Genomic DNA, 25,921 nt, shown 5'->3' with positions numbered 1-25,921 from the left:
ATTCAGTGACACACACCACGCCAGTCTGCCCCATTCGCCCGTTTCATGGTGCCCGGTCGGCCTGAGACCGGCTCGCGGTACGGGGTGTCGGGACTGACGATACGGGGCTTCGGGAGCGAACCGTACGGGGTTGCCGTGGCCGAACACAGCGGGTTGCCGTTGCGCCACCCCCTGTGCGGCCGTGGCCGAACACCGACGGTCACCCGGCCGCACGCGTACGGCCACACCCTTGGGCAACCCTTGGGCATGCCGCACGCGCACGGCTGCACCCTCACGGCGCCCGTCCCCGACCGTGCCCTCACGCACAGGGCACGCATCCCCGGCCGAGCCCTCGCACATACGGCCGCGGTCTCACCGGCGACCTCACGAATCCGGTTCACGGGATGGGCGTATCGTTGCGGTTTGGCCGCAGCCGCCCCAGCCTGCGGGACGAACGTCTCGGTTACCTCTGGGTACGGATGACGTTTCCCTCCCCGAGGTAGACGATGGGGACCGGTGCATGCCAGCAGGTGCACGCCCCGTACAGCGCCCCCAGGCACTGCCAGACAGTGCCCCCGGACAGTGAAGGAACAGCGTGGCTTCCGGATCCGATCGCAACCCGATCATCATTGGCGGCCTTCCCAGCCAGGTCCCGGACTTCGATCCCGAAGAGACTCAGGAATGGCTCGACTCGCTCGACGCCGCCATTGACGAGCGAGGTCGCGAGCGGGCCCGGTATCTGATGCTCCGGCTCATCGAGCGGGCCCGCGAGAAGCGCGTGGCCGTGCCCGAGATGCGCAGCACGGACTACGTCAACACCATCGCCACCAAGGACGAGCCGTTCTTCCCCGGCAACGAGGAGATCGAGCGCAAGATCCTCAACGCGACCCGCTGGAACGCCGCGGTGATGGTCTCGCGCGCGCAGCGCCCCGGTATCGGTGTCGGCGGGCACATCGCGACGTTCGCGTCCTCCGCCTCGCTGTACGACGTGGGTTTCAACCACTTCTTCCGAGGCAAGGACGACGGCAAGGGGGGCGACCAGATCTTCTTCCAGGGGCACGCCTCACCGGGCATCTACGCGCGCGCGTTCCTCCTCGACCGCCTCTCCGAGCAGCAGCTCGACGCGTTCCGCCAGGAGAAGTCGAAGGCTCCCTACGGTCTGTCCAGCTATCCGCATCCCCGGCTGATGCCGGACTTCTGGGAGTTCCCGACGGTCTCCATGGGCCTCGGCCCGCTGGGCGCGATCTTCCAGGCGCGGATGAACCGTTACATGCAGGCGCGCGAGATCGCCGACACGTCCGCGTCGCACGTGTGGGCCTTCCTGGGCGACGGCGAAATGGACGAGCCGGAGTCGCTCGGCCAGCTGTCCATCGCGGCGCGCGAGGGCCTGGACAACCTGACCTTCGTGGTCAACTGCAACCTGCAGCGGCTCGACGGCCCTGTGCGGGGCAACGGCAAGATCATTCAGGAGTTGGAGTCCCAGTTCCGTGGCGCGGGCTGGAACGTCATCAAGCTGGTCTGGGACCGCTCCTGGGACCCACTGCTGGCGCAGGACCGCGACGGCATCCTGGTCAACCGGCTGAACACGACCCCGGACGGTCAGTTCCAGACGTACGCGACGGAGACCGGCGCGTACATCCGGGAGCACTTCTTCGGGGACGACCACCGGCTGCGCGCGATGGTCGACGGCATGACCGACGACCAGATCCTGCATCTGGGGCGCGGCGGGCACGACCACAAGAAGATCTTCGCGGCGTTCTCGGCGGCCAAGGCGCACAAGGGCCAGCCGACGGTGATCCTGGCGCAGACCGTCAAGGGCTGGACGCTCGGTCCGAACTTCGAGGGCCGCAACGCGACCCATCAGATGAAGAAGCTGACCGTCAGCGACCTCAAGGGCTTCCGCGACCGCCTGCACCTCCCGATCACGGACCAGCAGCTCGAAAGCGGTCTGCCGCCGTACTACCACCCGGGCCGCGACTCGGAGGAGATCCAGTACATGCACGACCGGCGCACGTCGCTCGGCGGGTATGTGCCGACGCGTGTCGTCCGGTCGAAGCCGCTGGCCCTGCCCGACGAGAAGACGTACGCGAGTGTGAAGAAGGGCTCCGGGAACCAGTCGATCGCCACCACCATGGCGTTTGTGCGACTACTCAAGGACCTCATGCGGGACAAGGAGATCGGCAGGCGCTTCGTCCTGATCGCGCCCGACGAGTACCGCACCTTCGGCATGGACTCTTTCTTCCCGAGCGCGAAGATCTACAACCCGCTCGGCCAGCAGTACGAGTCCGTGGACCGTGAACTGCTGCTCGCCTACAAGGAGTCACCGACCGGGCAGATGCTGCACGACGGCATCTCCGAAGCGGGCTGCACGGCGTCGCTGATCGCCGCGGGTTCGGCGTACGCGACGCATGGCGAGCCGCTGATCCCGGTGTACGTCTTCTACTCGATGTTCGGTTTCCAGCGGACCGGCGATCAGTTCTGGCAGATGGCCGACCAGTTGGCGCGCGGTTTCGTCCTGGGCGCGACCGCCGGCCGCACGACGCTGACCGGTGAGGGTCTTCAGCACGCGGACGGCCACTCACATCTGCTGGCGTCGACCAACCCGGGTTGTGTGGCGTACGACCCTGCCTACGGCTACGAGATCGCGCACATCGTGCGGGATGGTCTGCGCCGGATGTACGGACCCGACAGCGAGGATGTCTTCTATTACCTCACCGTCTACAACGAGCCCATCCAGCACCCGGCGGAGCCGGCGGACGTCGACGTGGAAGGCATCCTGAAGGGTGTCCACCGGCTGAAGTCGGGCGAGCGGGGCGCCATTCCCGCGCAGATCCTCGCGTCCGGTGTGGCGGTGCCGTGGGCGGTCGAGGCGCAGCGGATCCTCGCCGACGAGTGGAACGTCAAGGCGGACGTCTGGTCGGCGACCTCGTGGAACGAGCTGCGCCGCGAGGCCGTCGAGGTGGAGCGGCACAATCTGCTGCACCCGGAGGAGGAGCAGCGCGTCCCGTATGTGACGCGGAAGCTCTCCGGCTCCGAGGGTCCGTTCGTGGCCGTCTCGGACTGGATGCGGTCGGTTCCCGATCAGATCGCGCGCTGGGTGCCGGGCACGTATCAGTCGCTCGGCGCCGATGGTTTCGGTTTCGCGGACACGCGGGGAGCGGCACGGCGCTTCTTCCACATCGACGCCCAGTCCATCGTGCTCGCTGTCCTGACCGAGCTGGCCAAGGAGGGCAAGATCGACCGCTCCGCCCTCAAGCAGGCCATCGACCGCTACCAGTTGCTGGACGTGACGGCGGCGGACCCGGGCGCCGCGGGGGGCGACGCGTAGGGGTTTGCGGCGGGTGGGTGTCCGCAGGTGTCCGGGTGGGTCGGTGCCCGCGCGGGCACCTGTCCGGTCGGCGGTACGGACGAGGGGTGGCGGGTGCTGGCCTGCCACCCCTCGTGTGGTGTTGGGGGGGTCCCCCTCCCCCCCTCCCACCCCGCCCCCACCCCCGCCCCCCTCAGTTCGTCGTCAGCGCTCCCAGATCTTGAAGGCCCGTACCCGGTACGGGGATTGCGGGGTCCAGGTGCCCTTGCCCGGGTAGGTCTCGAACTCCCCGGTCTCGGCGCACTCCACGGACTGATAGGTCGTCACGGGCCGGCCGAGCCGATTGGCGAGAGCCTGCGCGCTGCCCCCCTCCGGCAGCGCGACACAGCTGTCGATATCGACTCCGGCCAGCTCGTACGTGTGTCGGGCCCCCTTGAAGTCCGGCTTCGTCCAGAGGCACAACTCGCCCGGACCGCAGACGCCGAGTGTCGGCGGTGCCGCGGCTCCGGCGTGGGTCGGACTGACGGCTCCGGCGGGTGCGGGGCCGATGACGATCGCGGCCAGGGTGGCGGCGACGGTCATGGGAAGTGTGGTGCGCATGGGTTCAACCTCCGCGTCGTACTGATCACTTGTTGGCACTGTGGCCCGGTGCGCAGGGCGGACGGAAGGGCTCCGGGCACATGCCACCCGGATAGGCGAAAACCCCATCGGGTCGGCCCGATGGGGTTTCGCGGAGCTGCGTGCGGTAATGGAACGCGGGTTGTGCGCGCCGGGTTCAGGTGTCCGCCGCGGTCCAGATGTGCGTCGTGCTCCAGATGTGCACTGCGGTCCAGATATGCGCCACGGTCTAGATGTGTGCCGCGCCCGCCCCCGCCTCCGCGTTGGCACCGCGCTTGGTGAGCAGGGCGACGAGGATGGCGACGGCGGCGACAGTGGCGGCGACCAGGCAGGCGAGGCTCATGCCGGAGATGAACGTGTCGTGCGCGACCCCTGTGATCTTTTCGGCGATTCCGGCAGGGGTGCCCGGCGGTACGGGTGCCGCACCGACCCGGACGGCCTCGGATGCCTGGGCGAGTTCTTCCGGGGTGAGCGGCGGGAGCTTGGCGTCCGCCCAGTTGCCCGCGAGGTCGTTGTCCACCTTCGAGGCCATGACGGCACCGAGCACGGCGGTGCCGAGGCTGCCGCCGATCTGCATGGCGGCCTGCTGGAGACCGCCGGCGACACCGGACAGCTCCATCGGGGCGTTGCCGACGATGACCTCGGTGGCGCCGACCATGACGGGCGCGAGGCCGAGGCCCAGGAGGGCGAACCAGACCGACATGGTGAAGCTGCCGGTCCCGGCCTCCAGGGTCGACATGCCGTACATCGCGAGGGCGGTGACAGCCATGCCGCCGGCCAGAGGGACGCGCGGGCCGAGTTTGGTGATCAGCACGCCCGCGAGCGGGGAGCCGACGATCATCATGCCGGTCAGCGGCAGCAGATGGACACCGGCTTCGACCGGGCTCATGCCGTGGACGCGCTGAAGGTAGAAGGTGACGAAGAAGAGCCCGCCCATGAAGGCGATGGCCATCAGCACCATCAGGACGACACCGGCGGACAGCGGCACCGAGCGGAACAGGCCCAGCGGGATGAGCGGTTCGCGGACCTTCGTCTCCCAGAAGGCGAAGAACGCGAAGCACAGCACCGAGATGCCGATGAAGCTCCACGTCCAGCCGTCGCCCCAGCCCCATTCGGGGGCCTTGATGATCGCCCAGACCAGGCAGAACATCGCCGCCGACAGCAGGGCGATACCGAGGATGTCGAAGGACCTCGGGGCGTTCTCGGCGCGGTGGTCCTTGAGGATGACGAAACCGAGGACAAGAGCGATGACGCCGACCGGCACGTTGATGAAGAAGACGGACTGCCAGCTGACGTGCTGGACCAGCAGACCGCCCAGGATGGGACCGCCCGCCGTGGAGGCACCGATGACCATGCCCCAGATGCCGATGGCCATGTTGAGCTTCTCGGCGGGGAAGGTGGCCCGCAGCAGGCCGAGGGCGGCCGGCATGAGGAGCGCGCCGAACAGACCCTGGAGCACGCGGAAGACGATGACCAGGGCGATGCTGTCGGACAGTCCGATGGCACCCGATGCGGCGGCGAAGCCGACGATGCCGATGAGGAAGGTCTGGCGGTGGCCGAAGCGGTCACCGAGCTTGCCGGCCGTGATCAGGGCGACGGCGAGCGCGAGGAAGTAGCCGTTGGTGATCCACTGGACGTCGGCGAATGTCGCGCTGAGGTCTTTCTGGATGGCCGGGTTGGCGATGGCCACGATGGTGCCGTCGAGGGCGACCATCATCACGCCGATCGCGACGGAGAAGAGCGTCAGCCAAGGGTGGCCGCGCAGCCCCTTGGTGGGGGCCGGGGCGGGCGCGGCCGGCGCCTCGTCCGCCGGACCCGTCTTGTCGACGGTGGTCTGACTAGTCATACATTCGAGGCTAGTGACAGCCTCTGACAGTTGACAAACCATTTCACAAGTCGGTAACTGTCACGTTGCTCACAGGTCGTTTACGCTGCACAAGCGGCAGAAAAGAGGAAAAGTGTGACAACACCCCATCCGGGACTGCGGGAGCGCAAAAAACAGCTCACGCGCGACGCGCTGCTGAGGGCCGCGCTCGAACTGTTCACGGCCCAGGGGTACGACGAAACCACGGTCGACGAGATCGCTGATGCCGTCGGCGTCTCCCAGCGCACCTTCTTCCGGTACTTCACCACGAAGGAGGAGACCGTCTTCGCCGTCCAGGAGATGATCGAGCGCCACTTCCTCACCGAACTGCGCGAACGCCCTCCCCAGGAAAGCCCCTTGGAGGCCCTCAGAAGGGCCGTCCTGGACTCCTGGGACACCATCGACGAGGTCATCAAGGCGGCAGTCCCGGTGGAACTGCACATGCGCATCTACCAGATGATCGAGTCGACGCCGTCGCTTCTCGCCGTACATCTGCGCCGGTCGTGCGACATGGAGGAGCAGATCGCGCGGCTGATCGCCGAGCGCGAGGGGCTGGACGTGGACGCCGACCCCAGGCCCCGGGTGGCCGTGGCCGCGTTCACCGGTGTCATGCGCGTCACGGGCCGCCTGTGGGGCGCGGGAGAGGACACCAGTGTCGCGTCGATCCGGGCACTCACGACGACCTACCTCGATCAGGTGGGTCCCGCGCTCGCGGAGGACTGGCATACGGCGCGCGCCCGCTCGACGGAACACGCCGAAGCCCCGACGGAACCCAACGGTTCTTCCGCACTGCGCGCCCGTTCGAAGAACACGCGCGCGGAGTGAGGTTCGCCGCGCGCGGGGTGATGCCTTTTCTCGTGCGGAGTGCGGTTTCCCCGGCGCGCCCCCGGTCGCACTGCGACGGGCGGGACGCCAGAATGGTCGACGGAGTGTGACGAGACCTGACCAGGTACGCCCGCTTTGATGCAATTTCCCCGCCGGAAACGTGATCCGCATCACCCACTGCACGGAGGGGTCCGCGCTTCTCCTAGGGTGTCCCGCAGTGACTTCCTTCGACTCGACTCCCCCACTCAGCGTCTGGCGCGCCCTGCTGGCGCTGGCTGTCGTATTCGTGATGCTGGCGACCACCGGCTGGACGACACTGCACAACCAGCGCAACACCAGTTCCCCGCTGCGTACCGCTCTCGCCGCCTGGGAGCGGGGCCACATCAACGGCCACCGCCTCCCCGACCCGAGCGCGTCGCCGACCCGCCTCGCTCACTTCTTCGGCTCGCTCACACCTCACCAGCGCACCCGTCTCGCCACGCGCTATCCGCTCGTGGTCGGCAACATGAACGGCGCTCCGGTGAAGCTGCGCTACCGGGCCAACCACATCGCGCTCGACAGCGCGCGCAAGCTGGAACGCCGGCGCATGCACGACAGCAGACTCTCTCCCTCCGGGCAGCACGACGCGGGCAGACGCATGCACCGGTTCGAGGCCCTGATGCGGCCCGGCCGGCACATCCTCGCCTTCGACCCGACGGGCAGCGGACGCGTCGCCGAGGTCCTGGGTGACCTCAACCGCGCACAGCACGTGTCCGTCGTCGTACCGGGCATCGACACCGACCTGCTGACGTTCCAGCGCACCTACCGCAAGTACTCGGCGCCTCTGGGGATGGCACGCGCGCTGTACGACGCCGAGCGCTCCGCGAGCACCCGCGCGCGGGTGGCCGTTATCGCGTGGGCCGACTACACGGCCCCCAGTGGCCTCGGCGTGGAGGCGGCGACGGCCACGCGCGCGAAGGACGGCGCGGTCAGGCTGAACGCCCTGTTGCGGGCATTGCCGGGCACGTCCCGCGTCGCGCTGTACTGCCACAGTTACGGTTCGGTCCTGTGCGGGGTCGCCGCCCACAGCGTGCCGAGGCGGGTCAGCGACATCGCGGTGGCGGGCAGTCCCGGTATGCGGGCCGACTCCGTGTCCCAACTGCACACCGGCGCTCGGGTCTGGGCGACACGTGACGGCGACGACTGGATCGGGGACGTGCCGCATCTGGAGGTCGGCGGGATCGGGCACGGCGCGGATCCGGTGTCGTCCGCGTTCGGCGCGCGCGTGCTCTCCGCGCGCGGGGCGAAGGGGCACGCGGGCTACTTCGAGCCGGGGACGGAGAGTCTGACCAACTTCGCCGAAATCGGCATCGGTTCCTACCTCGGGGTGCGATGTGCCAGTGGGGATGACGGCTGCCGGAGTGGTTTGTCCGGCGGCACGACGGCCTGACGCGCGTAGAAGCGCAGGAAGTGCGGTCCGCCGCAGGAGGGGACGGGGGCGCGCGTGCCGCATACGATGAGCCGCATGGGTGACGTACTGGCCGGATTTCAAGCCGCCTGGGAGTTCGAGTCGGACTCCGTGCTCATCCGCTTCGAACGGGGGATTCGCACGCCCAAGCTGTTCCAGGCGCTCGGTGAGCGCCGGATCCCCCACGAGGCGGTCGCGGCGGTGACGCTGACTCCCGGGAAACGCGGGACCGTTGTACTGCACGCCGTGCCGAGGCCCGGCGCCGATCCGCTCATGGACGCGGCCGACGGGCAGCTCAAGGACGGATGCGATCCCTACCGGCTGGTTCTGCCGGCCGAGCGCGAGACGCTGGCGGAGTACTACGCCGACGAACTCCGGCCCCTGGTCACGCGGGACGGCGACGCCCCTGCCGACCGGTATCTCGTGGCCGCTCCCGAGGCGCCGCTGCACTTCAAGGCGTACGACGGGAAGGCGACGTTCGACGGCAAGTCGGTGTCCTACCGGTGGTTCTGGACGGGCGCCTCCTCGGCGAAGTGGAAGGCCGGCGACCAGACGTTCCCGGTCTCGGATCTCAGCGGCGTCGAGTGGCGCTCCCCCGAGCTGTTCGAGGGCCATCTGCGACTGCTGCGCCGTACCGGCTCCGGGGCGCAGGTCCCTCAGCCCCCGCAGGCGGACCAGGACCCGGCGGCCGTCGTGTTCGGCCTCGGCTACGGCCCGGTCCACGAGTCCCTGCCGTTCGCCGCGGCGGTCCTCGCCGCAGTGCGGTCATCGGGGCCGGCCACCGGGCCGGGCACGGCTCCCGCACTGCCGGCCGAGCGGACAGCGGCGGCGCGCCGTGACCCGGCGGACATCGCGGACCGTATACGGCACCTGGGCGAACTCCATCAGGCCGGCCTCGTCACGGACGCGGAGTTCACATCGAAGAAGGCGGAGCTGCTCGCGGAGCTGTGATCCGGCGCGGTGATCTGTGATCCGACGTGGAGCTGTGATCCGGCGAGGTGCGGGGTCATACCCCGGTATGACATGGGTTCCGGCTCCTCGGTATGACGCGGGACCGGGGCCGCATTGCCTACGCTGATCAGGCCATGAGCACTGCATCCACTCCCCCGGAGCCGCCGGGCCGCGAAAGCCGCCCGTCGCAGGACCCGCCGCGCCCGGCCGTTCGGCGGCGCGCCGGGGCTGTCGTGCAGGGCTGGATCCGGATGCCGTTCTGGCAGCGCGCCGGAGTCGCCGTGCGGGACTGGCTGCGGCTGGCCGGCGAGGTGCTGACCACGCCGTCCGGGTCGACCGAGGCGCTGATGTCCGGCGCGCCGCGGCGCTGGATGCGGTTGCTGCCCTATGTGGTCGCGCTGGGTTTCGTGACTGCCCTGATCCCTAGCACCACCCTCCTGCTGGCCAACGACTACGGCATCGACGGTGCCCTCGCCGGTGCGTTCGGCGTCGCTCAGGCCGCTCCGCTGCTGTTGGCGGTGAGCCGTCCGCTGCCCGCGTGGTGGATCGTGATCGTCGCCGATGTGCTGGGCGCCGTCGTCGTCGTGAACACGGGCGAACCCCGTCCGGCACCATGGACGCCCCCTGTCATCGTGGGGTACGTGGCCCTGTGCCTGACTCTTTCCCTACGGGAGAGACGGCGCACCCTGATCGGGATCTGGTTGGTCACCGTGGTCGCCGGTCTGACCCTCGCCGCGTTCAAGGCTCCGGGCACCCAGGACACGAGTGTCCTGATGATCGTGCTCAGTGGTGCGGTGCTGCTGCTTGGAACTCTGCTGCGGGAGCGCGGGGAGGCGCAGCGCAAGCTGGTCGAGCAGGAGACCATCAGCGAGGCGGAGCGCTCGCAGCGGACGCTTCTGGAGGAGCGGGCACGTATCGCGCGCGAGTTGCACGACATGGTGGCGCACCACATGTCGGTGATCTCCGTGCAGGCGGACTCCGCGCAGTACCGTCTGCAAGGGCTCGGCCCCGAGGTGGTCAGGGAGTTCGAGTCCATCGCGGCTGGTGCCCGGGAGTCCCTGGGCGAGATGCGGCGCCTGCTGTCGGTGCTGCGCAGTGAGAACGCCCAGGGTGAGCGGGCGCCGCAGCCCGGTCTGGACCGGCTGAAGCAATTGGCCGACGCGACCGTGCGCGCGGGGGTGCCGGTCGAGATGTCGGTCCCCGAGATCGCCCTCGTCCAGAAGTTGGCGAAGGTCTCCCCCGCCGTCGATCTGTCCGCCTACCGCATCGTGCAGGAGGCCCTGGCGAATGTCGTACGACACGCACCCGGGGCCCGCACGGAGGTACTGGTCTCGACGGACTGCGAACATGTGATGATCATCGTCGTGAACGCACCCGCGCCCCGGCGGGCCGCCCCACTGGAGAGCGGTGGCACGGGACACGGGCTGGTCGGAATGGCCGAGCGCGTACGGTTGATCGGCGGCACCCTCGACGTCGGGCCACTGCCCGACGGGGGTTTCCGGGTCGCGGCACGGCTGCCCGTCGTCGAACCGGGCGGCGCCGCCCCGCCCGACGGCCCTGAGACCTGACGCGCCGTGTCCGACACCCCGCTCTCCCTGAAGGAGTCCCGTCCCGTATGACCATCCGCGTGATCATCGTCGACGACCAGGCCATGGTCAGAGCGGGTTTCGCCGCGCTGCTCGCCGCGCAGAGCGACATCGACGTCGTCGGCGAGGCACCGAACGGCAAGGAGGGAGTCCAGGTCAGCCGCACCACACATCCCGACGTCGTTCTCATGGATGTGCGGATGCCGGAGATGGACGGCCTGGCCGCGGCCCGCGCGCTCCTGGACCCTCCTCCCGGTGTCGTCCACCGGCCCAAGGTGCTGATGCTCACCACCTTCGACGCGGACGACTATGTGTACGAGGCGCTGCGGGCCGGCGCGTCCGGGTTTCTGCTGAAGGACGCGCCGCCGACGGATCTGATCGCCGCGGTGCGCGTGGTGGCCGGCGGGGACGCGCTGCTCGCGCCCTCGGTGACGCGGCGGCTGATCGCGCAGTTCGCACGGCAGAAGCCGGCTCCGCGCCGGAACCGCGCACTCGACCTCAACGGCCTGACGCCGCGTGAGACCGAGGTACTGGAGCTGATAGCGCGAGGACTGTCCAACCAGGAGATCGCGGACCGGCTTGTACTGGCCGAGCAGACGGTCAAGACCCACATCGGCCGGGTCCTGTCCAAGCTGGGCCTGCGCGACCGCGCCCAGGCCGTGATCTTCGCGTATGAATCCGGGCTGGTCACACCCGGCGACCAGTAGCGGCACGGGCCCCTACCCCCTACTGCGGTATCACCAGCGAATACCCCGGTATCACCTCCGAGTTGGCACCGCGGTGTGACGTGTGACCAGGCATTTTCTCCTTACCTTTCCCCTCGTCAGGCCATCGGACGGAGGGGATCAGGGCCATGCGCCTCAACTCATGGGAGAAGTACCGAAGCTCACGGACCGCGCTGCCCAGCGGGTCCATGGGGCGGGGGCGGCGGACACTCGTCGCGGCGGCGCTCACCACGACAGTCGTGACGGGTACGGCGGGCTGGGCGGCGGGGACGGAACAGATTCCGGTCACGGGCCCGCCGCCGGGCACCGCGTCCTGGCGGGCCGACCACACGCTCGGTACCGCCCTGCCGGATCCCGCGACCGCCCGGCCCGCCCAAGTGGCCGCCTTCTTCGCCTCAATGAGCGCGACCGAGCTGCGAAAGCTGGTGAGGCGCCACCCCGGCGTCGTCGGCAACCTGGACGGCGCACCGATCACCGCGCGGTACGAGGCGAACGCGCTGGCGCTGGCCGCCGCACGTGACGAGGAGCGAGCCCGCGCGAAAGACCCGGAACTCACCTCGCAGGACCATGAGCTGGCCCGGTCGCTGATCACCCGGTACACCGAACTCCTGGTACCGGGGCGGCAGATCCTCGCCTTCGACCCCCGTGGACGCGGACAGATCGCCGAGGTCTTCGGGGACTTGGCCGGGGCCAAGCACGTCTCGGTCGTCGTCCCCGGCTCCGACATCGACCTCGGCTCCTTCGACCGCGCCGACAAGGGGTACGGCACGCCGGTCGGGATGGCGCGCTCGCTGCGGCAGACGGCCGGACCCGGCACCGCCGTGGTCGCCTGGGTCGGGTACACCACGCCGGTCGGCATCGGCCCCGACGTGGCGACGGGACGGCTGGCGGAGGCCGGCGCGCCACGCCTGGCCAGGTTCGTATCGGGCCTGACGGCCGCCGGCACACCGAAGCCCTCGGTGTTCTGCCACAGCTACGGCTCGGTGGTCTGCGGTCGCGCGGCCTCGCGGATGCCCGCGTCCGATCTGATCGTCCTCGCCTCGCCGGGTATGCGGGCGGACACGGTCGCAGATCTGCACACGCGCGCCAGGGTCTGGGCGGCGAAGGACGACAACGACTGGATCAGCAAGGTGCCGAACGTCGAGCTGTTCGGACTCGGCCACGGCCCCGATCCGACAGCCCCGGAATTCGGTGCCCGCCGGGTCCCCGCGAAGAACGCCACGGGCCACTCGGGGTACTTCGCTCCCGGCACGGACTCGCTGCGCGCCTTCGCCGACATAGCCACGGGCTCCGCAGAACGGCACGGCGCGGCCACCGGGACCGGGATCCGCGAGGGGGTGCTGTCATGACGGCCACCGACACCCTGCGCCGCGGGCTTCGCAAGGCGTCGGCCGCCGCCGACACCATCGACGCGAAGACGCCCGCCCATCGGGACCGTGCGATAGACGGCCTGCGGGCACTCGCCCTGCTCGCCGTGCCGACCGGGCACTGGCTGCTCGGCGGCTTCACCCTCGGCCCGGAGGGCGCCCTGCACAACGCTAGCCCGCTGTCGGCCTTCGGCTTCCTCGCGCCGGTCAGCTGGATCCTCCAGATGCTCGGTGTGTTCTTCCTGGTCGGCGGCTATGCCTCCGCACTGTCCTACCGCCGGTCGAGGAGCCGAGGGGAATCGACGGGGAGTTGGCTGCGCGGACGCGTGGCCCGGCTCGGACGGCCGGTGCTGGGAGTGACAGCGGTGTGGGCCGCTCTGATACCCGTGCTGTACGCGGCGGGAGTGCCCGGCACGACGCTGCGGACCGGATCGACACTGGTGATACAGCCGTTGTGGTTCGTGGGCGTGTACACGGTGATCACGGCGCTCACCCCGGTGTGCCTCCGCGCGGCGGAACGGCTGGGGGCATGGGCGGCGGCACCGCTCCTCGGGTCCGTGGCCGTGGTCGACCTGCTGCGGTACGGCCCCTGGGGCGACGCCATGCCGTCCTGGCTGAGCCTGCTGAATGTGCTGCCGGGGTGGATGTTCGCCTATCAGCTCGGGGTCTGCTGGTCGGAGCGGAAGCTGGGACGGCGGGGTGCGGCGCTGCTGCTCGGCGGAGGCGCGGTCCTGTTCGCGGCGCTGCTGCTGGTCTTCCACTACCCGGCGTCGATGGTCGGCGTCCCGGGTGAGGTGCGGACCAACTCGCACCCGCCGTCCCTGCTGGTGCTGGCACTGGCCTCCGTGCAGTGCGGCGCGGCGATCCTGCTGCGGGACCGCTTGGGACGGGTGCTGCGCCGCCCCGCCCTGTGGGCCCCTGTCGTGGTGATCAACCTGTCGGCGATGACGATCCTGTGCTGGCATCAGACGGCGATGCTGACGGCGGCGGTCCCGGCGTCGCTGGCCGGTTCGGTCCCCGGCCTGGTGGGCGCGCCGGACAGCTTCGGCTGGATAGCGGCGCGGCTGGCCTGGCTGCCGGTGTTCGCCGTGGTGCTGGTCGTCATAGGGCGGTGGGCCCGGGGTTTCGAGTCGCCGTGGACGAAGGCGACCGGGGCCGTGCGGGCGATGGCGGGGCTGCTGGCGGCCGGGTTCGCGGTCTTCGCACTGGGCCTGGCATGACCGGCCGGGGCCAGGGCGGGCGGACTACTCCCGGCCGGCGGAGGTGAAGCGCATGTCGGTGTACCGCTCGCCCGTGACCTGGTCGGCGATGCGGTTCAACCGGGCCAGTTCGTCGTCGGTGAGGACGATGCGGGTGGCGGCGGCGTTCTCCTCGACGCGGGTGCGCTTACGGGTACCGGGGATGGGGACGACGGGCAGTCCGTGGATCCGGGACTGCTGGTGGACCCAGGCGAGGGCGACCTGGCCGAGGGTCGCGTCATGGGCGGCGGCGACGGAGCGGACGGGCTCCAGGAGGGAGGCATTGGCGGCGGCGTTGTCGCCGGTGAAGCGGGGCTGCTGACGGCGGAAGTCGTCGGCGGAGAGTTCCTTGTCGGCGCTGACGAACGAGCCGGTGAGGAAGCCTCGGCCCAAGGGCGAGTAGGCGACGAGGGCGACACCGAGGTCGGCTGCGGCGGGTACGACGCCCTGTTCGATGTCCCGGCTGAACAGGGACCACTCGGACTGGACGGCGGCGATGGGGTGCACGGCGTGGGCGGCACGCAGTTCGGAGCCGGTGACCTCGCTGAGGCCGAGGTGCTTGACCTTGCCGGCCCGGACCAGCTCGGACATGACGCCGACGGTCTCCTCGATCGGGATGTCGAGGGCGCGGCGGTGCATGTAGTAGAGGTCGATGGTGTCGACGCCGAGGCGCTGGAGGCTGCCGTCGATGGAGGACCGGATGTAGTCCGGGTCGTTGTTGATGATCCGCCGGGTCGGGTCGGCCGGGTCGGTGGCGAGGGCGAACTTCGTGGCGAGCACGATCTCGTCGCGGTGCACCTTGACAAATGAAGAGAGAAAGCGTTCGTTCTCGCCGGCACCGTAGGCGTCGGCGGTGTCGTAGAGGGTGATGCCGAGGTCGAGGGCGCGGTCCAGGGTGGCGCGGGCCTCGTCGGTGTCGGTGGGTCCGTAGGCCCAGCTCATGCCCATGCAGCCGAGCCCCTGGACGCCGACCGCGGGGCCGTCGGAGCCGAGCTGGGCGGTGGTGATGCGGCTCATCGGGTAGCGGTCCTCTCGGTGGAGCTGTCGGCGTAGAACGTGATCTTGTGGTCGAGGACGGCGAGGGTGTCCTGAAGCTCCGCGATCCGGGTCAGGACGTCGCGGCGGGTGTCTTCGAGGAGGTCGCGGCGTTCGGCGAAGGTGTCTTCTCCGGCGCGTACGAGTTCCGCGTAGCGCACCATGTCGGCGACGGGCATGCCGGTGAGGCGCAGCTTGCCGACGAAGTCGAGCCAGTCGAGGTCACGGTTGGTGTAGCGGCGCTGGCCGGTGTGCGAGCGGTCGACATGAGGCATCAGCCCGATCCGCTCGTACCAACGCAGGGTGTGTGCGGTCAGACCCGTGAAGGCGACAACCTCGCTGATCGTGTACTGGTCCTGTCCCTGGGGGCGGGGGTGCGCGGCGGGTCCCGCGGCGCAGACGTCCTGCCCGGACCGCGCCTGCTCTGACCGCGCCTGTCCGGACCGGCTCGCTCCGGACCGGCTCGCTCCGGGCCGCGGTCGCGCCCCGGTCGTGGTGCCCGCCGGTGCGGCCTTGGTCTGTGTCACCGTTTCCATCACCGTCATGACCTCAACGCTAGAACCTTGGAGTGCACTCCAAGCAAGCGCAGCCAGGAGGAAAAACGGGGCGACGGGTGGAGGGGCGCTCGGTAGCGTGCGGATCATGACGGTTGTACGCCGGGCGACACCACGGGACGCGGACGAGTTGGTACGGCTGCGAAAGGTGATGCTGGACTCGATGGCGCCGAGTGACGATGTCGCATGGCAGGCGTTCGCGGCGGAGGATCTGAGGGTGCGGCTGGCAGGGCCGGGCGGGGACGGGGACCTGGGGGTGTTCGTCATCGATCATCCCGACCGGGAGGGCGCGCTGGCGGCGTGCGCCACGGGCACGGTCGAACGGCGGCTGGCCGGGCCGGGCAATCTCCGGGGCCTGACCGGACATGTGTTCAATGTGGCGACGGATCCGGGGATGCGGCGCCGGGGGTACTCGCGGGCCTGCATGACGGCGCTGCTGGCCTGGCTCCGGGAGCGGGGCGTGGGCAAGATCGACCTGCACGCGTCCGAGGAAGGGGAGCCGTTGTACGCGTCGCTGGGATTCGCGCGGACGCCGGCACCGGCGATGCGGCTGACGATCCGGCCGCCCGAACCGCGCTGACGGCCCTTCGGAGACCCCCACTCAGCGCCAACCCCGCGCCAACCCCGCGCTCTCCCCGGGCACACCCTCTCCCACACCCCACCGCGTACCGCACCCCGTACCCACCCCGTACCCGCTCCGGGCCCCGGGATCCGGCCGATGGGTGGACGTTAGGCTCGTCGGTATGCAGAGCCTGGCGTTGATCGAGAACTGGCCCGTGCCGGCAGCCGCGGCGGCCGTGGTCCGTGCGGACGGAACCGTCACCGGAACGCGGGGACCCACCTCGCACCGTTTCGAACTGGCCTCGGTGACGAAGCCGTTGGCGGCGTACGCGGCACTCGTGGCGTACGAGGAAGGCGCGATCGAGCTGGACGAGCCGGCCGGGCCGGAGGGATCGACGGTGCGGCACCTGCTGGCGCACACCAGCGGGCTGGCGTACGACGAGCACCGGGTGACCTCGGCACCCGGCACGCGTCGGCTGTACTCGAACGCCGGTTTCGAGGTGCTGGGTGATCATGTGGCGAAGGCGACGGACATCCCGTTCGGCGAGTATCTGCGGCAGGCGGTGCTGGAGCCGCTGGGGATGAACGCCACGGCGCTGGAGGGAGTCGGGTCGCCGGCGCGGGACGGGGTGTCGACGGTCGACGACCTGGTGAAGTTCGCCGCCGAGGTGCAGGCACCGCGGCTTCTCGACCCGCGGACGGTGGCGGAGGCGATGACGGTGCAGTACCCGGGGACGAAGGGGGTGCTGCCGGGGTACGGGCATCAGAACCCGAACGACTGGGGGCTCGGGTTCGAGATCAGGGACGCGAAGTCGCCGCACTGGACGGGGAGTGCGTCGTCGCCGAGGACGTTCGGGCACTTCGGTCAGGCGGGGACGTTCCTGTGGATCGATCCGGAGGCCCGGTGGGCGGACGGCCGGGGTGCGGGGGCCGCGTGTGTCGCGCTGACCGACCGGGTGTTCGGGCCGTGGGCGGTCGAGGTGTGGCCGCCGTTCACCGACGCGGTGCTCGCCGAACTGTGAGCCGGCAGGGCCATCAGTAAGGGCCGGCGGGGTCAGCGGGGACCCATCTCCCACAGGAGCAACTCCGCGGGGGTCCGTGCCACGGCCTCCAGCCCCTTCGCGTCGCTGATCCGCACGGCGTCACCGGGACGGAGGCTCACCGGCCCCAGGCCGACACCCCCGTCACGCCCGACACCCCCGTCTCCCCCGCTACTCCCGGCACCCCGAACATCGACCTCCCCCCGTACGACATGCGCGTACACATGGGCGGCGTCCGGTACGGCGGTGCGTTCGCCGGGGATCAGGCGTCGGACGTGGAGCATCGCGGTGGCCTCGGGCAGGGCGTAGGGGGTGGAGTCGGCGATGCCGTGGACGACCTCGTAGAAGGGTTCGCCGCCTGGCTCGTGGGGGGCCAGCCACATCTGGACGAAGACCAGCGGGTCGGGGCCTTCGTTGCGTTCGACGTGGCGGACGCCGCCGCCGGAGCTGAGGCGCTGGACATCGCCGGGGCGGACGACGGAGGCGTGGCCCGTGGAGTCGCGGTGGGTGAGTTCGCCCTCGACCACCCAGGTGACGATCTCGGTGTGGCTGTGCGGGTGTTCGTCGAAGCCGGTGCCGGGGGCGAGGCGCTCCTCGTTGCAGGCGATGACCGCGCCGAAGCGGAGGTTGTCGGGGTCGTAGTGGGGCCCGAAGGAGAAGGCGTGCAGGGATTCGATCCCGGCCGCCGGGTCGCCCCCCGGGTAGCGCTCGGCGGCGCGCCGTACATCCATCACGCCGTCCACGGTAGCCCCGCGCGGCAACTACGCGGCAACCACGGTGGACCCGCCGATACGCGCGCCCGTCCCGATAAGGCAGTCTTGTCCCCGTGCCCGAACCCGAAGTCGGCAAGACCGAGCCCTCAGCCCGCGACATCCACGCGCACGCCGCGACCCTGAAGCGGCTGGAGAAGTCGTCCGGCAGTCTCGCCGCGCAGGCCATCCAGCGGATGGACGAGACCCTGCCGTGGTACCGGGCGATGCCCCCGGAGAACCGCTCCTGGATCGGGCTGGTGGCGCAGGCCGGGATCGCGGCGTTCACCGAGTGGTTCCGGCACCCGGACGCGCCGCAGGCGATCTCCACGGATGTGTTCGGTACCGCGCCGCGCGAGCTGACCAGGGCGATCACGCTGCGGCAGACCGTGGAGATGGTGCGGACGACGATCGAGGTGATGGAGTCCGCCATCGAGGAGGTCGCGGCGCCGGGCGACGAGTCGGTGCTGCGCGAGGCGCTGCTGGTGTACGCGCGGGAGATCGCGTTCGCGACGGCGCAGGTGTACGCGCAGGCCGCCGAGGCGCGGGGCGCGTGGGACGCCCGGCTGGAATCGCTGGTCGTGAACGCGGTGCTGTCCGGGGAGGCCGACGAGGGTGCGGTGAGCAGGGCGGCGGCGCTGGGCTGGAGCGCGCCCGAGCATGTGTGCGTGGTGCTGGGCACGGCGCCCGACGGTGACAGTGAGCTGACCGTGGAGGCGATTCGCCGGGCGGCGCGGCACGCGAAGCTCCAGGTGCTGACCGGGGTGCTCGGGACCCGTCTCGTCGTCATCGCCGGAGGGAGCGACAATCCGCTGCAGGTGGCGAAGTCGCTGATCGGACCGTATGCGGCGGGGCCCGTGGTGGCGGGTCCGGTCGTGCCCGACCTGCTGGCCGCGACCCGGTCCGCGCAGGCGGCGGCAGCGGGGCTGAAGGCGTGCGGGGCGTGGCAGGACGCGCCGAGGCCCGTATTGGCGGACGATCTCCTGCCGGAGCGCGCGATCGCGTCGGACCCGTCGGCGCGCGAGCAGTTGGTGGAGGAGATCTACAGACCGCTCGAAGAGGCGGGGTCGGCTCTGCTGGAGACGCTCAGCGTGTATCTCGAACAGGCGAGCAGTCTCGAAGGTGCCGCGCGGATGCTGTTCGTGCACCCGAACACCGTGCGCTACCGGCTCCGACGTGTGACAGACGTCACCGGATGGTCACCCTCTGACGTAAGGTCCGCGTTCACCCTGCGGATCGCGCTGATTCTTGGGCGCTTGGCCGACGGAGATCCCCAGAGCTAGCGTTTTGTCGGGGACCTACAATTCCCCCCGCCGTTCTTCGTCCCTGTCCCCACGGGCGGCGTGTGCCGTCCACAAGAGAGAGTGTGAGTGTGCTCGTACTCGTCGCTCCTGGCCAAGGCGCCCAGACGCCCGGCTTCCTGACTCCCTGGCTCGATCTCCCCGGCGCGGCCGACCGGATCGCCGCCTGGTCGGACGCCATTGGGCTCGACCTCGCCCACTACGGCACGCACGCCGACGCGGACGAGATCCGTGACACCGCCGTGGCGCAGCCGCTGCTGGTCGCGGCCGGACTGCTGTCCGCCGCCGCGCTCACGGAACCCGCACCGGGCACCGACATCAACGGCACCCCGTCCGGCGCCGCCCCCCTGACCGCCCTCGGTATCGGCGCCGTAGCAGGTCACAGCGTCGGTGAGATCGCCGCCGCCGCCTTCGCCGGTGTCCTCGACGCACCGGCCGCGCTCCGGCTGGTGCGCACCCGGGGCCTGGCGATGGCGGAGGCCGCGGCCGTCACCGAGACCGGGATGGCGGCGCTGCTCGGTGGCGACCCCGAGACGGTCGTGCCGCATCTGGAGAAGCTGGGCCTGACCGCGGCGAACGTGAACGGCGCGGGTCAGATCGTGGCCGCGGGCACCGCCGACGAACTGGCGGCGCTGGCCGCCGACAAGCCGGAGGGCGTGCGCAGGGTGGTGCCGCTGAAGGTGGCCGGCGCGTTCCACACCCGGCACATGGGCCCGGCCGTGGACATCCTCGCCGACGCGGCCAGGAAGCTGGCCCCGGCGGATCCGTCGATCACGTATGTGTCCAACAAGGACGGGCAGACGGTCGACACCGGCGCCGAGGTGCTGGCGCGACTGGTCGGTCAGGTCGCCAATCCCGTCCGCTGGGACCTGTGCATGGAAACCTTCAAGGCGCTCGGCGTGACGGCGCTCGTCGAGGTGTGCCCGGGTGGGACGCTGACCGGTCTCGCCAAGCGCGCCCTGCCCGGCGTCCCGACGCTCGCGCTGAAGACCCCCGACGACCTCGACGCAGCTCGCGCGCTCCTCACCGAGCACGCAGGGCACGCCGGGCAGACGGCCTGAGAAGGAGCCCGAGAGCATGTCGAAGATCAAGCCCAGCAAGGGTGCGCCGTACGCGCGCATCCTCGGTGTCGGCGGTTACCGGCCGACCCGGGTCGTGCCGAACGAGGTGATCCTGGAGACGATCGACTCGTCCGACGAGTGGATCCGCTCGCGCTCCGGTATCGCGACCCGCCACTGGGCCAACGACCAGGAAACGGTCACCGCGATGTCCTTGGAGGCGTCGGGCAAGGCCATCGCGGACGCGGGCATCACCCCGCAGCAGATCGGCGCGGTCGTCGTGTCGACCGTGTCGCACTTCAAGCAGACCCCGGCGGTCGCGACCGAGATCGCGGACAAGATCGGTACGGCGAAGGCGGCGGCGTTCGACATCTCGGCGGGCTGCGCGGGCTTCGGTTACGGGCTGACGCTCGCGAAGGGCATGGTCGTCGAGGGCAGCGCGGAGTACGTGCTGGTCATCGGCGTGGAGCGGCTCAGCGATCTGACGGACCTGGAGGACCGGGCGACGGCCTTCCTGTTCGGCGACGGCGCCGGCGCGGTCGTCGTCGGTCCCGCGAAGGAGCCCGCGATCGGCCCGACCGTGTGGGGCTCCGAGGGCGACAAGTCGGAGACGATCAAGCAGACCGTTCCGTGGACGGACTACCGCGACGGCACCGTCGACAAGTTCCCTGCGATCACGCAGGAGGGCCAGGCGGTGTTCCGCTGGGCCGTGTTCGAGATGGCGAAGGTCGCCCAGCAGGCGCTGGACGCGGCCGGAATCACCGCGGACGACCTGGACGTCTTCATCCCGCACCAGGCGAACATGCGGATCATCGATTCGATGGTGAAGACACTGAAACTGCCGGAGCATGTGACGGTCGCCCGCGATGTGGAGACCACCGGCAACACCTCGGCCGCCTCGATTCCGCTCGCGATGGAGCGGCTTCTGGCGACCGGAGAGGCGAAGAGCGGCGACACCGCGCTCGTCATCGGTTTCGGGGCGGGTCTCGTGTACGCCGCCACGGTCGTTACCCTCCCCTAGGCATCCCGTCCGGATCATCAGGTCCGTACGGAGTCCGCCACACCCTCTGGATACATACGAAGGAGCGCCGACATGGCCGCCACTCAGGAAGAGATCGTCGAAGGTCTCGCCGAGATCGTGAACGAGATCGCCGGGATCCCCAACGAGGACGTCCAGCTGGACAAGTCCTTCACCGATGACCTGGACGTGGACTCGCTGTCCATGGTCGAGGTCGTCGTCGCCGCCGAAGAGCGCTTCGACGTCAAGATCCCCGACGACGACGTCAAGAACCTCAAGACGGTCGGCGACGCGACCGACTACATCCTCAAGCACCAGTCCTGATCCTCGGGCCTGAAGCCTGCCGCCACCCGGCGGTGGCGCCGCTCAATCCCCCGTAACCGTGGAGAAAGAATTCCTGTGAGCTCGACCAATCGCACCGTGGTCGTCACCGGTATCGGCGCAACCACACCGCTGGGTGGCGACGTAGCCTCGACCTGGGAGGGCCTGCTCGCGGGCCGGTCCGGGGTCCGGCTGCTGGAAGAGGAGTGGGCGGCGGACCTGCCGGTCCGTATCGCCGCCCGTGCCGCTGTCGATCCGGGTGAGATCATCCCGCGTCCGCAGGCCCGCAAGATGGACCGGTCGGCGCAGTTCGCGCTGATCGCGGCCAGGCAAGCGTGGCAGGACGCCGGTTTCACCGCCAAGGCCGGCGAGGACACCAGCGTGAACCCCGACCGGCTGGGCGCGGTCATCGCCTCCGGTATCGGTGGGGTGACGACCCTGCTCGACCAGTACGACGTACTGAAGGAGAAGGGCGTCCGCCGGGTGTCACCGCACACCGTGCCGATGCTGATGCCCAACTCCCCGGCGGCCAACGTCGGCATCGACCTGGGTGCCCGCGCCGGAGTGCACACGCCCGTCTCGGCGTGCGCGTCGGGTGCGGAGGCCATCGGCTATGCCATCGAGATGATCCGTACGGGCCGTGCGGACATCGTGATCGCGGGCGGTACGGAGGCGGCGATCCACCCGCTGCCGATCGCCGCGTTCGGCAACATGATGGCGATGTCCAAGAGCAACGACGACCCGCAGGGCGCCTCGCGCCCCTACGACGTGGACCGCAACGGCTTCGTGCTCGGTGAGGGCGCGGGCGTGATCATCCTGGAGTCGGAGGAGCACGCCAAGGCCCGGGGCGCCCGCGTCTATGTGGAGGCGGTCGGCCAGGGCATCTCCGCGGACAGCCACCACATCACGCAGCCCGAGCCGTCCGGCAACGGCATCGCGCACGCCCTGCAGAACCTGATGGACGCCACCGACCTGAAGCCCGCCGACATCGTGCACGTGAACGCGCACGCGACCTCGACCCCGCAGGGCGATGTCGCCGAGATCAAGGCGCTGCGCAAGGTGTTCGGCGACGACGTCGACCACATGGCGATCTCCGCCACGAAGTCGATGACGGGCCATCTGCTCGGCGGTGCCGGCGGTGTCGAGACCGTGGCGTCGGTGCTCGCGCTGTACCACCGGATCGCTCCCCCGACCATCAACATCGGCACCCTCGACCCTGAGGTCAACGCGGATGTCGTCCGCGGTGAACCCCGGGCGCTGCCCGAGGGCCGGATCGCCGCGCTGAACGACTCGTTCGGCTTCGGCGGCCACAATGTGGTGCTCGCCCTCCGGACGATCTGACCCGGACGGTCCAACTCCGGACGGTCCAACTCCGGACAGTCTGACTCCGGTCGGCCTGACCCCGGACAGTCTGACTCCGGGCGGTCCGAACCGCACACGGCACGCTCAGGGCCCTCGCCGCGAGGTGAGGGCCCTGTCGCCGTTTTGTCGACGGGCCGTCAGAAGGCCCCGCCAGAAAGCCCGTCAGACCACCTGGTGGAGCCACCGCACGGGCGCGCCCTCGCCCGCGTACCGGAAGGGCTCCAGTTCGTCGTCCCAGGGCTTGCCCAGGAGCTTGGCGAGTTCGCCCTCCAGGTCGGTCTCGCCGCGCTGCGAGCGGGCGAGCGCGGCGCGCAGCCGGTCCTCGGGGATCAGGATGTCCCCGTGGATACCGGTGACGGCGTGGAAGATGCCCAGGTCGGGCGTGGCGCTGTAGCGCTCGCCCTCGGCCGTGGCGCACGGTTCCGCGGTGACCTCGAAGCGCAGCATCTGCCAACCGCGCAGCGCGGAGGCCAGCTTGGACGCGGTGCCGACCTCGCCCTTCCAGGAGAACTCGGATCTCCAGGTGCCCGGCGCGGCGGGCTGCCTGATCCAGTCGAGGCTCACACGCGTACCGAGCACGCCCGCGACCGCCCACTCGACGTGCGGGCACAGCGCGCGCGGTGCGGAGTGCACGTACAGAACTCCACGTGTCGTCGTCACCGGGACCTCCAGTGTGGGACGAGGTGCGCCGCTGCCGACGGCCTCGCGCCCGTGCCGAGCCATTCCTCAAGAACCAAAGAAACCAAACAAGTCAAATAAATCAAAGTAAATGGGACAGATGTGACGTGATGTAATTTAGCGGAACCGAATCAGCGAGGTGACACCGGGTCGGCCGGCGGCCCTGTCTCTGCCGTGGCGGCAGTGACGGGCGCCACGGGGCCGAGGCTACCGTGCGGCGGCGCAAGGAGTGTGACGTACCGTCGGTCCCGATCCCCGGAAACATCGAGCATTCACTCTCGGGGCCGCCCCGGCTCCACCCGGTCGGGGGTGCCGGGGCGGCCATCGCGGACACCAGTGTTCGGCGCGACTCAACCCTGGGCGCCGTCAGGACGTCGTGCAGTACGACAGAGGGGAGCCGGTATGCGGAACGGCAGTCGCCGCTCAGTTACCGCTGTGGCCACGGTGACGGCTGTGGTGCTCGGGGTCGCTGGGCTCAGCGCGTGCGACGTGTTCGGCGGCGACTCCTCGGCCCCGGACGGCGGTACGAAGCGTGCGGCGACCGCGAAACCCGCACCGGCCTGGGACCGCAGCCCCGCATCGGTCGCGGCGGTCGGCGATTCGATCACCCGGGGCTTCGACGCGTGCACGGTCCTGTCGGACTGCCCCGAGGTGTCGTGGGCGACGGGCAGCGACGAATCCGTACAGAGCCTCGCGGTGCGGCTGCTCGGGAGGACGGGTGCCGCCGAGCGCAGTTGGAACTACGCGGTGACCGGCGCCCGGATGGCCGATCTGCCCGGTCAGATGCAGCAGGCGGCGGCCCACCGGCCCGGCCTGGTGACGGTGATGGCGGGGGCGAACGACGCGTGCCGGGCGTCGGCGCGCGCGATGACGCCGGTCGCCGAGTTCCGGGAGGACTTCGAGACGGCGCTGCGCGGGCTGCGCAAGGTGTCGCCGAAGTCGCAGGTGTACGTGTCGAGCGTGCCGGACCTCAAACGGCTCTGGTCCGAGGGGCGCACCAATCCGCTGGGCAAGCAGGTGTGGAAGCTGGGGATCTGCCCCTCGATGCTGGGCGACGCGGACGCCCTGGACGCCAAGGCGACGGCCCGCCGGGACAAGGTGCACGACCGGGTGGTGGCGTACAACAAGGTGCTCAGGGACGTATGTGCGAAGGACCGGCGGTGCCGGTACGACGGCGGCGCGGTGTTCGACTACCGCTTCGGCGGGGAGCAGTTGAGCCACTGGGACTGGTTCCATCCGAGCAAGGACGGGCAATCGCGCCTCGCGGACATCGCGTACCGCACAGTCACCGCGAAGAAGGCACCGGTCACCTAGGGCCCCGGCCACCCGGGACCGTAGGCTCGGGATCATGAGCAGTGAACTCTTCGGGACGCTTCCCGACGGCACGGACGTGCACCGCTGGACGCTGGAGCGCGGCGGGGTACGGGTGCGGGTGCTGACGTACGGCGGGACGGTGCAGTCGGTGGAGCTGCCGGCGGGCGACGGTACGCGGGTGGGTGTGGCGCTCGGGTTCGGCGCGCTCGACGGGTATCTGTCGCCCGCGGGGGCGTACGTGGGGTCGCTGGTGGGGCGGTACGCGAACCGGATCGCGGGCGCCCGTTTCCCGCTGGACGACTGGGTGTACGCGCTCGCCCGCAATGACGGCGACAACAGCGTGCACGGCGGTGAGTACGGCTTCGACCGGCGGGTGTGGGGTGCGGAGCCGGTGGCGCACGGGGTGCGGCTGTCGCGGGTGAGCCCGCACGGCGAGGAGGGTTTCCCCGGTCGGCTCGACGTCTCGGTGACGTACACGCTCGGCGCTGACGGGGCGCTGCGGATCGCGTACGAGGCGGTGACCGACGCGCCGACCGTGGTGAATCTGACGCAGCACTCGTACTGGAACCTGGCCGGGGTGGGTTCGGGGCCCGCGACCGGGCACGAGCTGCGGATCGCGGCTTCGCGGATGACGCCGACCGACGCGGGCAAGATCCCTACCGGGGTGCTCGCGCCGGTCGACGGGACCCGGTTCGACTTCCGGCAGGCGCGGAAGACCGGTGCCGGGTACGACCACAACTTCGTCCTGGACAAGGGGGTCACGCCCGGCCCCGAGCCGGTCGCGGAGCTGCGGGATCCGGCGTCGGGGCGGGCGGTGACGGTGGCGACGACCGAGCCGGGGCTCCAGGTCTACACCGGCGACCACTTCGACGGACACCCGTTCGGGCCCGGGGACGGGATCGCCCTGGAGACCCAGCACTTCCCGGACTCGCCGCACCACCCCGGCTTCCCGTCGACGGTGCTGCGGCCGGGCGAGGTGTACCGGTCGGAGACGGTGTACGGCTTCGTGACCGGGTGAGCCGG

23 protein-coding genes are annotated in these 25,921 nt (G+C 70.2%); 17 read left to right on the top strand and 6 right to left on the bottom strand.

From position 1 onward, the window contains the following. Positions 1-574 precede the first annotated feature (574 nt). Entirely contained in the window at positions 575-3,307 is a 2,733-nt protein-coding gene (gene aceE / locus ACIQNU_RS03805; RefSeq protein WP_401360538.1) for a pyruvate dehydrogenase (acetyl-transferring), homodimeric type, read from the top strand. Between the two features lie 183 nt (positions 3,308-3,490). Here aceE and ACIQNU_RS03800 read toward each other — a convergent pair whose 3' ends face one another. Next, positions 3,491-3,886 carry a peptidase inhibitor family I36 protein gene (locus ACIQNU_RS03800; RefSeq protein WP_401360536.1) on the bottom strand — a complete coding sequence of 132 codons (396 nt, stop codon included), beginning with the start codon at positions 3,884-3,886 and terminating at the stop codon, positions 3,491-3,493. Between the two features lie 247 nt (positions 3,887-4,133). Beyond that, a complete protein-coding gene (locus ACIQNU_RS03795; RefSeq protein WP_401360534.1) occupies positions 4,134-5,750 on the bottom strand; it encodes an MFS transporter in 1,617 nt (538 codons plus the stop codon). 114 nt (positions 5,751-5,864) lie between these two features. On the opposite strand from ACIQNU_RS03795, the gene ACIQNU_RS03790 reads away from it, so the two are divergent. The 7 genes from ACIQNU_RS03790 (at position 5,865) to ACIQNU_RS03760 (ending at position 13,889) form a co-directional block, all read left to right on the top strand. Next, entirely contained in the window at positions 5,865-6,593 is a 729-nt protein-coding gene (locus ACIQNU_RS03790; RefSeq protein WP_401360532.1) for a TetR family transcriptional regulator, read from the top strand. A 217-nt stretch (positions 6,594-6,810) separates the two neighbouring features. After that, positions 6,811-8,022 (top strand): alpha/beta hydrolase, encoded by a 1,212-nt coding sequence (locus ACIQNU_RS03785; RefSeq protein ID WP_401360530.1) that lies wholly within the window; start codon positions 6,811-6,813, stop codon positions 8,020-8,022. A 75-nt stretch (positions 8,023-8,097) separates the two neighbouring features. Then, on the top strand, positions 8,098-8,991 hold the full coding sequence (locus tag ACIQNU_RS03780) for a DUF4429 domain-containing protein (protein ID WP_401360528.1): 894 nt from the start codon (positions 8,098-8,100) through the stop codon (positions 8,989-8,991). Between the two features lie 134 nt (positions 8,992-9,125). After that, on the top strand, positions 9,126-10,559 hold the full coding sequence (locus tag ACIQNU_RS03775) for a sensor histidine kinase (RefSeq protein ID WP_401360526.1): 1,434 nt from the start codon (positions 9,126-9,128) through the stop codon (positions 10,557-10,559). A gap of 47 nt (positions 10,560-10,606) precedes the next feature. Further along, entirely contained in the window at positions 10,607-11,284 is a 678-nt protein-coding gene (locus ACIQNU_RS03770) for a response regulator (protein ID WP_401360524.1), read from the top strand. 206 nt (positions 11,285-11,490) lie between these two features. Beyond that, positions 11,491-12,651: an alpha/beta hydrolase gene (locus tag ACIQNU_RS03765; protein ID WP_401362429.1), complete on the top strand. Its 1,161-nt coding sequence runs from the start codon at positions 11,491-11,493 to the stop codon at positions 12,649-12,651. Next, positions 12,648-13,889, top strand: coding sequence for an acyltransferase (locus tag ACIQNU_RS03760; protein ID WP_401360522.1), 1,242 nt, complete (start codon positions 12,648-12,650; stop codon positions 13,887-13,889). The genes ACIQNU_RS03765 and ACIQNU_RS03760 overlap by 4 nt, the downstream gene beginning before the upstream one ends. Positions 13,890-13,913: 24 nt before the next feature. Here the strand turns inward: ACIQNU_RS03760 and ACIQNU_RS03755 are convergent, their stop codons facing one another. Continuing rightward, positions 13,914-14,924, bottom strand: coding sequence for an aldo/keto reductase (locus ACIQNU_RS03755; RefSeq protein ID WP_401360520.1), 1,011 nt, complete (start codon positions 14,922-14,924; stop codon positions 13,914-13,916). Further along, the gene (locus ACIQNU_RS03750) at positions 14,921-15,487 is read right to left on the bottom strand and encodes a MerR family transcriptional regulator (protein ID WP_401360518.1); all 567 of its coding nucleotides are present in this window, start codon (positions 15,485-15,487) and stop codon (positions 14,921-14,923) included. The genes ACIQNU_RS03755 and ACIQNU_RS03750 overlap by 4 nt, the downstream gene beginning before the upstream one ends. Positions 15,488-15,584: 97 nt before the next feature. Here ACIQNU_RS03750 and ACIQNU_RS03745 point away from each other — a divergent pair, with 97 nt between their 5' ends. Both ACIQNU_RS03745 and ACIQNU_RS03740 read left to right on the top strand, forming a co-directional pair. After that, positions 15,585-16,076 (top strand): GNAT family N-acetyltransferase, encoded by a 492-nt coding sequence (locus ACIQNU_RS03745; RefSeq protein ID WP_401360516.1) that lies wholly within the window; start codon positions 15,585-15,587, stop codon positions 16,074-16,076. A gap of 163 nt (positions 16,077-16,239) precedes the next feature. Beyond that, positions 16,240-17,079, top strand: a complete 840-nt coding sequence (locus tag ACIQNU_RS03740; protein ID WP_401360514.1) for a serine hydrolase domain-containing protein — start codon at positions 16,240-16,242, stop codon at positions 17,077-17,079. Between the two features lie 32 nt (positions 17,080-17,111). Here the strand turns inward: ACIQNU_RS03740 and ACIQNU_RS03735 are convergent, their stop codons facing one another. Continuing rightward, entirely contained in the window at positions 17,112-17,828 is a 717-nt protein-coding gene (locus ACIQNU_RS03735; RefSeq protein WP_401362427.1) for a pirin family protein, read from the bottom strand. A gap of 95 nt (positions 17,829-17,923) precedes the next feature. Here ACIQNU_RS03735 and ACIQNU_RS03730 point away from each other — a divergent pair, with 95 nt between their 5' ends. The 5 genes from ACIQNU_RS03730 to fabF all read left to right on the top strand — a co-directional run bounded on the left by ACIQNU_RS03730 (position 17,924) and on the right by fabF (position 22,885). Continuing rightward, a complete protein-coding gene (locus ACIQNU_RS03730; protein ID WP_401360512.1) occupies positions 17,924-19,129 on the top strand; it encodes a PucR family transcriptional regulator in 1,206 nt (401 codons plus the stop codon). An 89-nt stretch (positions 19,130-19,218) separates the two neighbouring features. Next, the gene (locus tag ACIQNU_RS03725; protein ID WP_401362424.1) at positions 19,219-20,208 is read left to right on the top strand and encodes an ACP S-malonyltransferase; all 990 of its coding nucleotides are present in this window, start codon (positions 19,219-19,221) and stop codon (positions 20,206-20,208) included. A gap of 16 nt (positions 20,209-20,224) precedes the next feature. Then, positions 20,225-21,226 (top strand): ketoacyl-ACP synthase III, encoded by a 1,002-nt coding sequence (locus tag ACIQNU_RS03720; protein WP_401360510.1) that lies wholly within the window; start codon positions 20,225-20,227, stop codon positions 21,224-21,226. Positions 21,227-21,298: 72 nt separating this feature from the next. Continuing rightward, positions 21,299-21,547, top strand: coding sequence for an acyl carrier protein (locus ACIQNU_RS03715; RefSeq protein WP_401360508.1), 249 nt, complete (start codon positions 21,299-21,301; stop codon positions 21,545-21,547). 75 nt (positions 21,548-21,622) lie between these two features. Continuing rightward, a complete protein-coding gene (gene fabF / locus ACIQNU_RS03710; protein WP_401360506.1) occupies positions 21,623-22,885 on the top strand; it encodes a beta-ketoacyl-ACP synthase II in 1,263 nt (420 codons plus the stop codon). Positions 22,886-23,068: 183 nt separating this feature from the next. On the opposite strand, the gene ACIQNU_RS03705 is transcribed toward fabF, so the two are convergent. Continuing rightward, positions 23,069-23,566, bottom strand: coding sequence for a DUF3145 domain-containing protein (locus tag ACIQNU_RS03705; protein ID WP_401360504.1), 498 nt, complete (start codon positions 23,564-23,566; stop codon positions 23,069-23,071). A 420-nt stretch (positions 23,567-23,986) separates the two neighbouring features. Here ACIQNU_RS03705 and ACIQNU_RS03700 point away from each other — a divergent pair, with 420 nt between their 5' ends. Then, complete coding sequence (locus ACIQNU_RS03700; protein WP_401360503.1) at positions 23,987-24,898, top strand: SGNH/GDSL hydrolase family protein; 912 nt, start codon at positions 23,987-23,989, stop codon at positions 24,896-24,898. Between the two features lie 34 nt (positions 24,899-24,932). Continuing rightward, the gene (locus ACIQNU_RS03695) at positions 24,933-25,916 is read left to right on the top strand and encodes an aldose epimerase family protein (protein WP_401360502.1); all 984 of its coding nucleotides are present in this window, start codon (positions 24,933-24,935) and stop codon (positions 25,914-25,916) included. The last annotated feature ends 5 nt before the right edge of the window (positions 25,917-25,921 follow it).

The organism is Streptomyces sp. NPDC091292, from assembly GCF_044757265.1.
Taxonomy (GTDB): Bacteria; Actinomycetota; Actinomycetes; order Streptomycetales; family Streptomycetaceae; genus Streptomyces.
The sequence above is the reverse complement of the archived record's forward strand: the minus strand, read 5'-3'. Positions and strand labels throughout refer to the sequence as shown.

Bases quoted from the DNA above. Each gene is read 5' to 3' on its own strand.
- ACIQNU_RS03800 (WP_401360536.1), bottom strand. From the start codon at position 3,886: ATGCGCACCACACTTCCCATGACCGTCGCCGCCACCCTGGCCGCGATC.
- ACIQNU_RS03795 (WP_401360534.1), bottom strand. From the start codon at position 5,750: ATGACTAGTCAGACCACCGTCGACAAGACGGGTCCGGCGGACGAGGCG.
- ACIQNU_RS03780 (WP_401360528.1), top strand. From the start codon at position 8,098: ATGGGTGACGTACTGGCCGGATTTCAAGCCGCCTGGGAGTTCGAGTCG.
- ACIQNU_RS03775 (WP_401360526.1), top strand. From the start codon at position 9,126: ATGAGCACTGCATCCACTCCCCCGGAGCCGCCGGGCCGCGAAAGCCGC.
- ACIQNU_RS03770 (WP_401360524.1), top strand. From the start codon at position 10,607: ATGACCATCCGCGTGATCATCGTCGACGACCAGGCCATGGTCAGAGCG.
- ACIQNU_RS03765 (WP_401362429.1), top strand. From the start codon at position 11,491: ATGGGGCGGGGGCGGCGGACACTCGTCGCGGCGGCGCTCACCACGACA.
- ACIQNU_RS03760 (WP_401360522.1), top strand. From the start codon at position 12,648: ATGACGGCCACCGACACCCTGCGCCGCGGGCTTCGCAAGGCGTCGGCC.
- ACIQNU_RS03755 (WP_401360520.1), bottom strand. From the start codon at position 14,924: ATGAGCCGCATCACCACCGCCCAGCTCGGCTCCGACGGCCCCGCGGTC.
- ACIQNU_RS03750 (WP_401360518.1), bottom strand. From the start codon at position 15,487: ATGACGGTGATGGAAACGGTGACACAGACCAAGGCCGCACCGGCGGGC.
- ACIQNU_RS03745 (WP_401360516.1), top strand. From the start codon at position 15,585: ATGACGGTTGTACGCCGGGCGACACCACGGGACGCGGACGAGTTGGTA.
- ACIQNU_RS03740 (WP_401360514.1), top strand. From the start codon at position 16,240: ATGCAGAGCCTGGCGTTGATCGAGAACTGGCCCGTGCCGGCAGCCGCG.
- ACIQNU_RS03735 (WP_401362427.1), bottom strand. From the start codon at position 17,828: ATGGATGTACGGCGCGCCGCCGAGCGCTACCCGGGGGGCGACCCGGCG.
- ACIQNU_RS03720 (WP_401360510.1), top strand. From the start codon at position 20,225: ATGTCGAAGATCAAGCCCAGCAAGGGTGCGCCGTACGCGCGCATCCTC.
- ACIQNU_RS03715 (WP_401360508.1), top strand. From the start codon at position 21,299: ATGGCCGCCACTCAGGAAGAGATCGTCGAAGGTCTCGCCGAGATCGTG.
- ACIQNU_RS03700 (WP_401360503.1), top strand. From the start codon at position 23,987: ATGCGGAACGGCAGTCGCCGCTCAGTTACCGCTGTGGCCACGGTGACG.
- ACIQNU_RS03695 (WP_401360502.1), top strand. From the start codon at position 24,933: ATGAGCAGTGAACTCTTCGGGACGCTTCCCGACGGCACGGACGTGCAC.